The organism is Caulobacter sp. DWR3-1-2 (assembly GCF_049896225.1).
Lineage (GTDB): Bacteria > Pseudomonadota > Alphaproteobacteria > Caulobacterales > Caulobacteraceae > Caulobacter.
The window spans coordinates 204,529-217,035 of sequence record NZ_JAFCTW010000005.1 but is presented as its reverse complement, the minus strand read 5'-3'; the positions used below and the strand labels follow the sequence as shown (position 1 = coordinate 217,035).

Genomic DNA, 12,507 nt, shown 5'->3' with positions numbered 1-12,507 from the left:
CCTTGATTCATCTTTCCGGAGACGCCGCCTTGGACCGCCTCGAAAAGCTCTGCATCGAAAAGGGCATGCGCATGACCGATCAGCGCCGGGTCATTGCCCGCGTGTTGTCGGGCGCTGTTGATCATCCAGACGTCGAAGAACTGCACCGCCGCGCCCACGCCGTGGACCCGCACATCTCGATCGCCACGGTCTATCGCACCGTGCGGCTGTTCGAGGAGAGCGGCATCATCGAGCGCCACGACTTCCGCGACGGTCGATCGCGCTATGAAGAGACTCCCGACCACCACCACGACCACCTGATCGACATGAAGACCGGCAAGGTCGTCGAGTTCGTGGACGAGGAGATCGAGGCCCTGCAGAACGCTATCGCCCAGCGGTTGGGCTACAAGCTGATCGACCACCGGCTGGAGCTTTATGGGGTCCCGCTGGAGGAGTGATCGGGTTTTTCAGGTCCCCCCCTGTGGGGGAGGCGGCCCGAATGGGCCGGTGGGGGGGAGCAGGCCCACTCTGGCAAACTCCCCTCTCCGTCGGCTTCGCCGACACCTCTCCCACGGGGAGAGGACTTTCTGGGTGTGTCCCCCGCGTCCTTGCGCCAGCGCCCCCTCGCGCTCATAACGCCCCGATGAGCGAGACCCCGCAAAAGCGCCTCTATATCAAGACCTACGGCTGTCAGATGAACGTCTATGACAGCGAGCGCATGGCCGATGTCCTGCGGCCGCTGGGCTATGGGATTGTCAGCGAGCCCGAGGGCGCCGACCTGGTGGTGCTCAACACCTGCCATATCCGCGAGAAGGCCACCGAGAAGGTCTATTCGGAGCTCGGCTATATCAAGCAGATGAAGGCCCGTCGGGCCGAGGCCGGCGGGACCATGACCATCGCCGTGGCCGGCTGCGTGGCCCAGGCCGAGGGCCAGGAGATCATGCGGCGACAGCCGGCCGTCGATCTTGTGGTCGGGCCCCAGGCCTATCATCAGCTGCCCGAGCTGATCGCCCGCGTTCACCGGGCGACCGGCGAGCGCCTCAGCGCCGACTTCGCCGCCGACGAAAAGTTCGACGCCTTGCCGGCCGAGCGCCAGGTCAATGGCGTGACCGCCTTCCTGACCGTGCAGGAGGGCTGCGACAAGTTCTGCACATTCTGCGTGGTGCCCTATACCCGCGGCGGCGAGTGGTCGCGGCCGCCCGGGCAGATCGAGGACGAGGCCAAGCGCCTGGCCGACCAAGGCGTGCGCGAAGTCACGCTGCTGGGCCAGAACGTCAACGCCTATGACGGCGGCGGCTATACCCTGGCCAAGCTAGTGCGGCGTCTGGCGAAGATTCCCGGTCTGGATCGCATCCGCTACACCACCAGCCACCCGCGCGACATGGGCGACGACCTGATCGAGGCCCATGCCGAACTGCCGGAGCTGATGCCCTATCTGCACCTGCCGGTGCAGGCCGGATCGGACAAGATCCTCAAGGCCATGAACCGCGACCACACGGCCGAGAGCTATGTGCGGCTGATCGAGAAGATCCGCGCCGGCCGGCCCGACATCGCCATGAGCGGCGACTTCATCGTCGGCTTCCCCGGCGAGCGCGACGGCGATTTCGACAAGACCCTGGAGCTGATCCGCGAGGTCGGCTTCGCCTCGGCCTTCTCGTTCAAATATTCGCGCCGGCCCGGCACGCCCGCCTCGGCCATGCCCGGCCAGGTGGACGAGGCGGTCAAGGCCGAGCGGCTCGAGCGGCTTAACATCCTGCTCGACGAACAGCAGAAAGCGTTCAACGCCGTGCAGGTCGGCAAGACCATGCCGGTGCTGTTCGAGAAAAAAGGCCGCAACCCCGGTCAAATCATCGGCCGCAGTCCCTATCTTCAGTCGGTCCATGCGTTAGGTCCTGACAACCTGCTGGGCCAGATCGTCCCCGTCCGTATCGAGTCGTCGGCCAAGATGAGCCTGGGCGGCGTGCTCGAGAGCCAACCTCTGCTGGAGTCCGCTTGAGCCGTACGCCTGAGTTCCTGCCTCTGTCCGACACCGCCGTCCGCGCCGTTTCCGGCCCCGGCGGGCGTCACGCCGCCCTGATCGAGGACGCCTTCAAGGTGTTGATCGAGACGCCGGGCGGCGGCATCACCCTCACCGGCGACGTCAAGGGCCGCACGGGCGCCAAGCGGGCGTTGCGCGACGTTTCGGAGCGGGCCGACGCCGGCGAGGACATCGTCGAAGCCGACATCCGCGTCGCCGTGGGCGAAGCCCAGAGCACCGGCGGTCAAGCCTCGCCCCGCAATGTGCGCAAGGGCTCGGTAGCGCCCAAGACCAAGGCCCAGGCCCGCTACATGGAAGCCATGGGCAGCCATCCGCTATCGTTCGGCCTTGGCCCGGCCGGCACCGGCAAGACCTTCCTGGCGGTCGCCCATGGCGCGGGCATGCTGCTGCGCGGCGAGGTCGACCGGCTGATCGTCACCCGTCCCGCCGTCGAGGCCGGCGAAAAGCTCGGCTTTCTTCCGGGCGACCTGAACGAGAAGGTCGATCCCTACATGGCCCCGGTCTGGGAGGCCCTGACCGACATCATGGGCGCCGAGCAACTGCGACGCCGCCGCGAGAAGCTGGAGATCGAGGTCGCCCCGATCGCCTTCATGCGCGGCCGCACGCTGGCCCATGCGTTCGTCATCGTCGACGAGGCCCAGAACTGCTCGCGCCTGCAGATGAAGATGGTCCTGACCCGTCTGGGCGAGAACGCGCGGATGGTGGTGACCGGCGACCCGACCCAGGTCGATCTGCTGAACCCTCGCGATTCCGGCCTGGCCCATGCGGTGTCGATCCTCGAGGGCGTCGAGGGCGTGGCGGTGTCGCGCTTTACTTCGGCCGACGTCGTGCGCCACCCGCTGGTCGAGCGGATCGTCAAGGCCTACGACGCCGACGCCCTGCAGAGTACGCCGCGCTGATGACCCTCACGGTCGACATCGAGATCGAGGACGAAGCCTGGCTCGCCGCCGAGCCCGAGGCCGAGGCCCTGGTCTGGCGCGCCGCCCAGGCGGTGCTCGACGCCCATCAGGACATTGAGGGCCACGGCATCGTCATCCTGCTGGCCGACGACGACAGCGTCCAGGTGCTGAACCGCGACTTCCGCCAGAAGGACTATCCGACCAACGTCCTGTCCTTCCCGGCGCCGACGGAAGGCAATCCGGAAGGACTGATCGGCGACATCGCCCTGGCGTTCGGGGTCTGCCAGCGCGAAGCGGCCGAGCAAGGCAAGCCACTTGCGCACCACTTGCAACATCTGGTGGCGCACGGGGTGCTTCATCTCTTAGGATATGACCACGAGAGCGACGACCAGGCCCAGGCCATGGAGGCGTTCGAACGCGAGATCCTCGCCGGATTGGACGTTCCGGACCCCTATGCCGAGCCGCCGTCTCCACAGGGATAACCAAGACCGGGCATGCCCAGCGACGACCAGAGTTCCACGCCCGCCGGTCCAGCTCGCTTGAGCCGGGGCGTGCGGGCGTTCTTCCGCAAGATGCGCAAGGACCTGGCGGGGCGCGGCGTGCCTGGCCTGGCCGAGGTCTCGCGCCCGGCCGACCCGGCCCTGGTCCACGAGGTCGACATGGTCGACCAGGCCGAGGCCTTTCAGAGCCTGCGGGTCGCCGACGTCATGACCCCGCGCGCCGACATCGTGGCCGTCGAGGTCTCTGCCCCCTTTGACGCCGTGGTGGCCCAGTTCACCGAGGCCGAGCACTCGCGGATGCCGATCTATCGCGAGACGCTGGATGACCCGGTCGGCGTGATCCACGTCAAGGACGTGTTCCGCCTGCTCGCCAACGAGGACAAGCGTCCGGCCCCCAGCGACCAGGTCCTGCACCGGCTGCGCCGAGAAGCGCTCTATGTGCCCGCCTCGATGCGGGCGGCCGACCTGCTGCTGCGCATGCGCACCAGCCGCATCCACATGGCCCTGGTCATCGACGAGTTCGGCGGCACCGACGGCTTGGTGACCATGGAAGACTTGATCGAGGCGGTGGTCGGGGAGATCGACGACGAGCATGACGACGCCCAGGTTTCCAGCATCGTCGCCCGGCCGGGCGGCCTGTTCGAGGTCGACGCCCGCGCGCCGCTGGAAGATTTGGAAGCCGTCCTCGACCGCGACCTGGCCCCGCCGGACATGGAAGAGGACATCGACACCGTCGCGGGTCTTGTCGTCGCCCTGGCCGGCCGCGTGCCCCAGCGCGGTGAGGTGATCGCCCATCCGGCCGGCTTCGACCTGGAAGTCGTGGAAGCCGATCCGCGCCGGGTGCGCCGCGTGCGGGTGCGCCCTGCGGTAAGTCTCGATCAGGCCGCCGGGAACGCCGCGGCCGAACCTGGCCGCGTGGCCGCTTCGTGAACCTGCCGGCCTGTCCGAGGCTGACGCCGTGGCGAGCGCGGGGCCTGGCCCTGCTCGCGGGCCTGGCCGCCGCCTTGGCCCATCCGCCGTTCGGGGTCTTGCCGGGGGTCCTGGGCTACGCCGTTCTGCTCTGGCTGCTCGACGCCATCGAGGGACCTCGACCGTTGCGCGCGGCTTTTTTTCGCGGCTGGTTGATGGGGCTGAGTTATTTCGGCCTAGGCACCTGGTGGATCGCCGAGGCCTTCATGGTCGACGCCGCGAACCAAGGCTGGATGGCGCCGTTCGCCGTGGCGGCGATGGCGGCTGGGATGGCCCTGTTCTGGGGTCTGGCGGCGGTGCTCTACCGCTGGCTGGCGCCGGCCGGCGTGCGGCGGGTGCTGGTGTTCGCCGGAGCCTTCGCGGCCCTGGAATGGACTCGAGGCCACATCCTGACCGGCTTTCCCTGGAACCTGCCGGGCGAGACCTGGAAGGCGGGTTCGGCCTTATCCCAGTTCGCGTCCGTGGTCGGCGCCTACGGCTTGACCTGGATCACACTGGCGATCGCCGCCGCCCCGGCGGTGTGGCGCGAGGGTCGGCGCGGACGCCTGGCCGTCGGGAGCGCCGCCGCTGTGCTGGCGGCGCTCTGGCTCTATGGCCTGGCAGCCATTTCGGCCACGCTGATACCGACGGCCCACCCCAGCGTCCGCATCGTCCAGGCCGACATTGAGCAGGAGGCCAAGTGGGACGCCGGGCGCTTCGCCCAGATCGTTCAGGCCTATGTCGCGCTAACCGCCAAGCCCTATGGCGGCAGGCCCGCCGACATCGTGGTCTGGCCCGAGGGGGCTCTGCCGGCCGCCATCAACGACTACATGGCGCCTGGGAGCTGGGTGCGGCAGGCCATCGTCGATGCGCTGAAGCCGGGCCAGCTCCTGTTGATCGGCGGCTATCGCTATGACGGACCGCCAGACAAGCCCGTCTACTTCAACAGCCTGGTCGCCCTGCGCCGTGAGGCCAGCGACGTCGTGGTGGTCGGGATCTACGACAAGCACCGCCTGGTGCCGTTCGGCGAGTACCTGCCGGCCGATGCTCTGATGACCCGGCTGGGCGTCAAGAGCATGGCCCATCTGGGCGACGGCTTCGCCACCGGCCCTCGGCCGGCGCCCTTGCGGATCGCGCCCGACCTGCTGATCCAACCGCTGATCTGCTACGAAAGCCTGTTCCCGCTCCTGGCCAAGCCGGCTCCCGGCGTCCGCGCCATCGTCAATGTGTCGAACGACGCCTGGTTCGGCGTAACCTCTGGCCCCCGTCAGCATTTAAACCTGGCGAGCTATCGCGCCATAGAAACCGGCGTTCCCATCATCCGCGCCACCCCGACGGGCGTATCTGCGTTGATCGATGCGCGCGGCCGCGTGGTCGGCCAACGCCTCAACCTGGGAGAAACCGGCGTTATCGACGGCCTTTTGCCGGAAAAACTTCGCTCGACCCCGTTCTCAAAGTTCGGGCACTGGTCCTTCGCTTTGCTACTTTTGCTTTCGTTGGTGAACGTTGTTCCCCTGAGAGCAGGTCTGGGCTTGGAAAAGTCGCCGAACTGAAACAGACAGGGTTATCAAACCGTAACTTCAGTGATTGACGACGGCATGAACACGACTCCTGATCAAGAACGCCTCCCCAATCCGGTCGACCTGCACGTCGGCGCTCGCATCCGCATGCGCCGCAAGATCCTCGGCGTAAGCCAGGAGCGTCTGGCCGACGACCTGGGCCTGACCTTCCAGCAGGTCCAGAAATACGAGCGTGGCGCCAACCGCGTCAGCGCCAGCAAGCTGTACGAGATCGCCAAGAGCCTGCAGTCGTCGGTGTCGTACTTCTTCGAGGGCCTGGCCGATCCGACCGACGTGGAAGGTTTCCAGGAAAACGGCTCTGAGCAGTTCGTGCACGATTTCCTGATGACCCCCGAAGGCCTGGAACTGGCCGCGCTGTTCCCGCGGATTAGCAAGTCCCGGGTTCGTCGGCGCATCTTGGACCTCGTGCGTTCGATGGCCGAGGATCCGGTCGAGGAAGACGCCGGAGCCTGATCGGCGCGCTGTTCCGCGCGAAACCTCTCGCGGCCGCTTGCGGACATAAACATATCTTTATATGTTCCTGGCTCAGTCCGCCGGACAGACCGTCCGCGCGGGCGGCGTCATGTCCGGAGCTGACCCTTGAGCCGTTCTTCCTACATCTTCACCAGTGAAAGCGTTTCCGAAGGCCATCCGGACAAGGTCGCCGATCGGATCAGCGACACTGTCGTCGACGCCTTCCTGACCGCCGATCCCGAGGCGCGCGTCGCCTGCGAGACTCTGGTCACCACCAACCGCATCGTGCTGGCTGGCGAAGTCCGGGCCGGCAAGCCGGGCGGCGACAAGTCCGCCAACAAGGCCCTGACCAAGGATATCCTGGGTTCGCTGGAGTCCAAGGTCCGCGCTGCGGTCAAGGACATCGGCTACGAGCAAAAGGGCTTTCACTGGCAGAAGGCGAAATTCGCCAACTATCTGCACGGTCAGTCGGCCCACATCGCCCAAGGCGTGGACGCTTCAGACAAGAAGGACGAAGGCGCCGGCGACCAGGGCATCATGTTCGGCTATGCCAGCACAGAGACGCCGGAGCTGATGCCGGCCACCCTGCAATACAGCCACAACATCCTCAGCCGCCTGGCCCAGCTGCGCCATTCCGGCGAGCTGTCGGAGCTCGAGCCGGACGCCAAGAGCCAGATCACCCTGGAATATGACGCCACCGGCAAACCGGTCCGCGTCGTCTCGATCGTCGTGTCGCACCAGCACAAGAAGAAGATCGACGGCAAGGCCGCCACGTCCAAGCGCGTGCTCGACCTGATCAAGCCGCACATTCTGCCGATCTTCCCGGACGGCCTGATTACCAAGAAGACCCAGTGGCTGGTCAACCCGACCGGCCGCTTCGAGATCGGCGGGCCCGACGGCGACGCCGGCGTCACCGGCCGCAAGATCATCGTCGACACCTACGGCGGCGCGGCCCCGCACGGCGGCGGCGCCTTTTCGGGCAAGGATCCGACCAAGGTCGACCGCTCGGCCGCCTATGCCTGCCGCTACCTGGCCAAGAATGTGGTCGCGGCCGGCCTCGCCGAGCGCTGCACCATCCAGATCGCCTACGCGATCGGCGTGGCCCAGCCCGTCTCGTTCCACGTCGATCTGCACGGCACGGGCAAGGTTGATCCCGAGGTTCTGGAAAAGCTGCTGCCGCAACTGATCGGGGGCGCGACCCCGCGCTCGATCCGCGAGCACCTGCAGTTGAACAAGCCGATCTACGCCCGCACCGCCGCCTACGGCCATTTCGGCCGCACGCCGGACAACGAAGGCGGCTTCTCCTGGGAGAAGACCGACCTGGTGTCGGAACTGAAGGGCCTGGCTTAAGGCTTCGACCCAACGTGGGGACAGGCGCATGCGTCTGTCCCCAACCGTATCAGCGGGCCCCGATCATCCGATCGGGGCCCGTTTCATTTGCGCGCTCATTTCGGCTAAGACCCCGCCCATGACCAACCCCATCCAGCCCCACGGGCCGCTGCGCTCGTTCGGCCGCCTCAAGTCGCGACCGGTGAAGCCGCGCCAGCAGGCCCTGCTCGACACCCTGCTGCCGACCCTGACCATCCCGACCGCGCCGTTCCTGCCCCGCGACCTGATGCCGGAGGTCACGCAAGTCTGGCTGGAGATCGGTTTTGGCGGCGGCGAGCACATGGCCGCCCAGGCCGGCCGCCGCCCCGACGTGCTGGTGATCGGCGCCGAGCCCTTCGTCAACGGCGTGGCCAGCGCGGTGCGGCATGTCGAGGAGCAGGGGCTGAGCAATGTCCGCATCCACGAGGGCGACGCCCGCGACGTGCTGTCCTGGTTGCCCGACGCCAGCCTGGACCGGCTGTTCGTGCTGTTCCCCGACCCCTGGCACAAGGCGCGGCACAACAAGCGCCGGCTGATCCAGCCGGCGGTGGTGGCGGAACTGGCGCGGGTGCTGAAGCCGGGCGCGGCCTTCCGCTTCGCCACCGACTGGGCCGACTATGCCGAGTGGACGGTCGAGCGGGTGCTGGCCGACCCGGCCTTCCGCTACGCCGACGTTTCAGCCGACCGCAACGCCCCGCCCGTCGACCACGTCACCACGCGGTACGAGGAAAAAAAGCTGGGCGACTGCCCGCCGCTGTTCCTTGATTTCGTAAGGGTCTGACGCGCTATTTCCTCCCCCTGCGGGCCCTTGCGGGCCCCACAGGGGGAGGATTGCTACTTCTTCGTCCAGCCGCCATCCAACGGCTTCCAGTACTGGCCCGGCGCCAGGCGGGCATAGAGCTGCTTGGCTGTGGCCTGGCCGGCGGCTTCGGCGGTGACTCCCGTCTTCGCGGCGGTGTCCTTGTAGACAGCGGCGCGGCCGGTGTTGATCTCGACCACAGCGGCGCGCTGAGCCGCGTCGCCGCCCGACACCACGGCAAGGAAACCGTCGGCCTGTTCGCCCACGGTCCCGGCGGCCTTGCCGGCGTCTACGGTGGCCTTGGCCGTTTGGGCGAAGGCGGGGAGGGCCCCGAAGCCCACGGCGGCGCCGAGCGAGGCGGCCAGAGCCAAAACCGTCATTGTCTTGCGGATCATGTCGGCGCCTTTCTTAGAACAGGTTGGGGTTTTGCTGGATGGCGGTCTGGACTTCCTTGTCCAGTTGCACACGCACATTGGCGTCCAGCTTAGCGTAGATGTTGATCGGATCGACCTTGACGTGGATCGTCGGCGCGCAGGCCGCGACAGAGGCCGCCAGGGCGCCCGTCGCGATCAGGGCCGATATCAGGCGCTTGGTCATGCGTGTCTCCATTCGGGTGAAATCTGCGGCTTCACGGGTGAACCGGGTCTGAACGGGGCGACGCCTGGACCGGGGTTTGGACCGGGGGTGTCGGAGTCCGGGCCTGGGCTTGCTCCCAGGTACGCTTCCATGACGCCAGAAGCTCGTCAAAGTTCAAAGAGGTGTCGAGCGTCAGATCGACCGGGGTCTTGGCCGGCAGCGGGATCCGGCGCTGGAAGGCCGTGCCCCGCAGCAGCTCCAGCAGGCCGATCTTGGCCTTTTCGGCGACCTTGGGGTCGTGCTCGCCCTTGATGTGAAACAGTATGCCCAGCTGACCCGTGTTGGTGCTGTTGACCCCCGCTTCCAGCGTCTCGAAGTGGAGGTTTTCCATGGCCTGATAGGCGAAGTCCTGGATGGCGTTGATCGGTGCGGGCTTGGCCGCCGTCAACGGATCCTTCGCATCCACGCCGCTGGTATTGGCCGAGATATCGCCCAGGGCCTCGCGGGCGATCGAGATCCGGCCCGGCTGGATGGCGTAGACCTTGCCGTCCAGGAACTTGAAGCCGGCCGGTCCCAGCTCGAACGGCAGCCGGCCGTCAACGACGGCGTCGATCTTGACCTTGTCGGTCAGGGACGAGCCGGCGACCAGCTCACCCAGGTCCAGGTGCGCGATGTTGATGACGCCCTTCATTGTGCCCTTGCCGTCCAGCGGCACATCCATTGGCTCGACCGAGATCGCGCCCTTGGCCGCTTCGAAACGGGCCGATTGCAGGCGCAGGGCCTCGGCGCCCAGGGTGAAGACCGCGCCCAGCGCCTCTAGCGGCACGATGGCGTCGACATGGTCGATCTTCAGGGTCTGGTCGGGCGCGCTGATCAGCGGCGCCAGGCTGGTGAAGGCGATGTCGGCCCGCATGGAGGTCGCCAGGCCCAGCGGGCTCTTGAAGTTCAGGCCCGGGGTCGAGACCCGCCCCTGGCTGGTCATCACGTCGCCCGCCCACGCGAAGCGGCCGGTGAAGGCGACCGGGCCTTCGGCTTCGCGGGTCACGGAAGCCAGGGGCGTCAGGCCCAGGGGCTGCAGGCCGCCCTTGGCGAACACAAGGTTAGAGGCGTCGATCCGGGCCTCGCCGCGACCGCTGGCCACGTCGTGGCGAAGGTCGATACGGGCCAGGGGGTGGCCGTCCAGGGTCTTGGCGTCGAAACCGCCCAGCCACTGGCCGCGCGCCAGATTGACCGCCCCCGTCGCCGCGAGGGTCTCGAAACGCTTGGCCTCGGCGGCCTCGACTATCCGGCCAGCCGTGATCCGCACCTGGGCCTCGTCGAAACCGCCGTGACCGCCGCCTTCGAAGGTCGCGGCCACCTCCTCAACCCGCGCCTGGGCGACGGTGACCAGGGCCTGGCCATGCTCGACCCGCGCCGAGGCATGCCAGGCGCCGCCCGCCGACTGGATCAGCGGCCGGGCCGTGGGGCAAAGGTCGAGCTTGAGGGCGGTGATCGGCGGCTCGCCCATCTCCACCGTCCTGGCGGTCAGGGGTGTGCAGCGCCCCAGGCGCAGGCTGAAGTCGTCGCCGACCAGCCGGGCCTGGCCGGCCAGGGTTCCCGACAGGCCCCTCAGTGGCGGCGTGTCGAAGGTCCCGGCCAGGATCAGGTCGCTGGCCATGCCGTCGGGGCCGAACCGCCAGTTCGGGACCTTGAGGCTGACCTCGGGCAGGCCGCCGCCGCTTAAGGCCAGGCTCAGGCGGCCCGACGCCACGCCGCCCGCCGCCGCGACCAGGGGTCCGCCGGACGCGGCCAAGGTCGCCCGCCCGCCGCCGGCGCTGGTCACCGCGACTGGCCGTGGCAGGTAGAGGCTGGTCAGGCCGTCCTTCATCGTCAGCTTGAGGGCCGGGGCCGCGACCTCGAAGCGGGACAAGGCCTTGAAGGCGGCGGTGACATAGTCGGGATTGGGCAAGGCCGCCGTTAGCCGCTGGGCGTCGGGGCCGGAGACCGCGCCGTCCGCGCCAGCCTGACCGACCAGCGCCAGGCTGACACCGTCGGTCCCGGCCGAGAACCGGCCCTGGCCGTCGGCGGCCAGGCTGGACAGCACCACCCCGCTCACGGCGACGCGGCCCCCGCCCAGATTGACGCCAACCGGTCCGCTCAGCGACTGGCGATCGGCGTCGGAGACGAGGGTCAGGCTGTCGGACTTGAGTTCGATCGACGATCGCGACAGGGCCGCGCCGCCGGCGATCGCCTTCTCGGCCGTGGCCGCCAGGCGCGTCTTGGCCGAGCCTCGCGCGCCGCCTGGATCATAGGTCAGGGCCAGGTTGGACAGCGACAGGTCGCCAACCACCTCGCGGGCGTCGAGGTTCTGGGCCGCCAGGCGCTCGCCCCGCGCGTGCAAGGTCGAGTGGCCGGTGAAGCCGCCGCGCTTGAAGCCGCCGCTGAGCACGCCGGCCACCGCCAGATTGGCCTCGACATCGCCGGCCGCCGCCGACTGGACGTCCACCGCCCGCGCCTTCAAGGCCAGCCGCAGATCCGCCGGCCCGGCCATCGACAGGGTCTTGAGGTCGGGATAGGCCAGATCGGCCTGGAGGGACCCCTGCGCCTCGGTCAGGTCCAGCGCGCCGGCGCTGAGGGCGCGGATGTCCAGGTCGATGTCGAGGGTCAGGCGGTCGCCGCGCTTGCGGGCCTTGACCAGCAGGCCGGCCGTGTCGAACGACAGGTCAGACGTGGCGTAGTGCAGCGGGGCCAGGCGACCGTCGAAGCGCAGCAGCTTGCCGTCGTCCAGGCTGGCGTCGCCGGTCAGCCTTGCCGGGCCGCCGGGCGTCGAGAGGCTGACCCGCGCGTCCTCGACCAGGATAGCTGGACCGGGAGCGGTCGAGGCCGGCGCCTTCAGGGCCTCGTCGACCATGGGCTGCAACACCCCGAAATTCAGACCGTTCGCGTCGATCCGGGCGTTGAGGCGCGGCCGAACCAGGCGGATGGCCCGGGTGTTGAGCGCGAACTTGCCGCCGCTCCACGGCGTCAGCAGGTCATAGGCCACCTCGATCCGCTCGGCCGAGAACACTGGCGCGCTCTTGGGACCCAGGCGGATCGTGCCGGCGAAGCCCGTGGCGTCCAGGTCTTCGAGATCGAGCGCCGCCTCGACGCCCTTGTCCTCCAGCCAGGCCAGGGCCAGCTCGCGGCTGATCTCGCGGCGGCCGGCATAGGCGGTGAATCCGATGGCGATGAAGGCCAGGGCCGCCAGCGACATCACTTCCAGACCGGCGTCGACCATCACCGCGCGCCGGGCGCGGCTGGCGGAGGGGGACGGCGCGGCGTCAGGCTTGGGGTCGCCTAGAGGGGGATTGGACGGGGGTTGCGCCATCGGGGTCACCATGCCGCAAGC

General features: G+C 68.3%; 12 protein-coding genes. 9 read left to right on the top strand and 3 right to left on the bottom strand.

The genetic code is table 11. The features are described 5' to 3' along the window. Positions 1–29: 29 nt before the first annotated feature. From ACP696_RS09660 to trmB, 9 genes are all read left to right on the top strand, one after another. Positions 30–437 carry a Fur family transcriptional regulator gene (locus tag ACP696_RS09660; protein WP_426010273.1) on the top strand — a complete coding sequence of 136 codons (408 nt, stop codon included), beginning with the start codon at positions 30–32 and terminating at the stop codon, positions 435–437. 185 nt (positions 438–622) lie between these two features. Further along, a complete protein-coding gene (miaB, locus tag ACP696_RS09655) occupies positions 623–1,975 on the top strand; it encodes a tRNA (N6-isopentenyl adenosine(37)-C2)-methylthiotransferase MiaB (RefSeq protein ID WP_426043738.1) in 1,353 nt (450 codons plus the stop codon). Next, complete coding sequence (locus tag ACP696_RS09650) at positions 1,972–2,916, top strand: PhoH family protein (RefSeq protein ID WP_426030753.1); 945 nt, start codon at positions 1,972–1,974, stop codon at positions 2,914–2,916. Before miaB ends, ACP696_RS09650 begins: the two co-directional genes overlap by 4 nt. A gap of 17 nt (positions 2,917–2,933) precedes the next feature. Further along, a complete protein-coding gene (gene ybeY, locus ACP696_RS09645; RefSeq protein WP_426011281.1) occupies positions 2,934–3,398 on the top strand; it encodes an rRNA maturation RNase YbeY in 465 nt (154 codons plus the stop codon). 12 nt (positions 3,399–3,410) lie between these two features. Then, the gene (locus ACP696_RS09640) at positions 3,411–4,346 is read left to right on the top strand and encodes a hemolysin family protein (RefSeq protein WP_426010269.1); all 936 of its coding nucleotides are present in this window, start codon (positions 3,411–3,413) and stop codon (positions 4,344–4,346) included. Then, positions 4,343–5,917, top strand: coding sequence for an apolipoprotein N-acyltransferase (gene lnt / locus ACP696_RS09635; RefSeq protein WP_426010267.1), 1,575 nt, complete (start codon positions 4,343–4,345; stop codon positions 5,915–5,917). Before ACP696_RS09640 ends, lnt begins: the two co-directional genes overlap by 4 nt. A gap of 45 nt (positions 5,918–5,962) precedes the next feature. Further along, positions 5,963–6,397, top strand: coding sequence for a helix-turn-helix domain-containing protein (locus ACP696_RS09630; protein WP_426010265.1), 435 nt, complete (start codon positions 5,963–5,965; stop codon positions 6,395–6,397). A 126-nt stretch (positions 6,398–6,523) separates the two neighbouring features. Further along, positions 6,524–7,747: a methionine adenosyltransferase gene (gene metK / locus ACP696_RS09625; RefSeq protein ID WP_426010263.1), complete on the top strand. Its 1,224-nt coding sequence runs from the start codon at positions 6,524–6,526 to the stop codon at positions 7,745–7,747. Positions 7,748–7,865: 118 nt separating this feature from the next. Beyond that, on the top strand, positions 7,866–8,546 hold the full coding sequence (gene trmB, locus ACP696_RS09620; protein ID WP_426030751.1) for a tRNA (guanosine(46)-N7)-methyltransferase TrmB: 681 nt from the start codon (positions 7,866–7,868) through the stop codon (positions 8,544–8,546). 53 nt (positions 8,547–8,599) lie between these two features. Here the strand turns inward: trmB and ACP696_RS09615 are convergent, their stop codons facing one another. Genes ACP696_RS09615 through ACP696_RS09605 form a run of 3 tightly spaced genes read right to left on the bottom strand, consistent with a single transcriptional unit; the run spans position 8,600 to position 12,486 of the window. Further along, positions 8,600–8,959, bottom strand: coding sequence for a YdbL family protein (locus tag ACP696_RS09615; RefSeq protein WP_426030750.1), 360 nt, complete (start codon positions 8,957–8,959; stop codon positions 8,600–8,602). Positions 8,960–8,972: 13 nt separating this feature from the next. Further along, positions 8,973–9,161: a YnbE family lipoprotein gene (locus ACP696_RS09610; RefSeq protein WP_426010257.1), complete on the bottom strand. Its 189-nt coding sequence runs from the start codon at positions 9,159–9,161 to the stop codon at positions 8,973–8,975. Between the two features lie 31 nt (positions 9,162–9,192). Then, positions 9,193–12,486: an intermembrane phospholipid transport protein YdbH family protein gene (locus tag ACP696_RS09605; protein ID WP_426043737.1), complete on the bottom strand. Its 3,294-nt coding sequence runs from the start codon at positions 12,484–12,486 to the stop codon at positions 9,193–9,195. Between the last annotated feature and the right edge of the window lie 21 nt (positions 12,487–12,507).

What these genes read in the sequence shown, in the direction of transcription:
- miaB (WP_426043738.1), top strand. Translation starts at nt 623, where the DNA reads ATGAGCGAGACCCCGCAAAAGCGCCTCTATATCAAGACCTACGGCTGT.
- ACP696_RS09640 (WP_426010269.1), top strand. Translation starts at nt 3,411, where the DNA reads ATGCCCAGCGACGACCAGAGTTCCACGCCCGCCGGTCCAGCTCGCTTG.
- ACP696_RS09630 (WP_426010265.1), top strand. Translation starts at nt 5,963, where the DNA reads ATGAACACGACTCCTGATCAAGAACGCCTCCCCAATCCGGTCGACCTG.
- trmB (WP_426030751.1), top strand. Translation starts at nt 7,866, where the DNA reads ATGACCAACCCCATCCAGCCCCACGGGCCGCTGCGCTCGTTCGGCCGC.
- ACP696_RS09615 (WP_426030750.1), bottom strand. Translation starts at nt 8,959, where the DNA reads ATGATCCGCAAGACAATGACGGTTTTGGCTCTGGCCGCCTCGCTCGGC.
- ACP696_RS09610 (WP_426010257.1), bottom strand. Translation starts at nt 9,161, where the DNA reads ATGACCAAGCGCCTGATATCGGCCCTGATCGCGACGGGCGCCCTGGCG.
- ACP696_RS09605 (WP_426043737.1), bottom strand. Translation starts at nt 12,486, where the DNA reads ATGGCGCAACCCCCGTCCAATCCCCCTCTAGGCGACCCCAAGCCTGAC.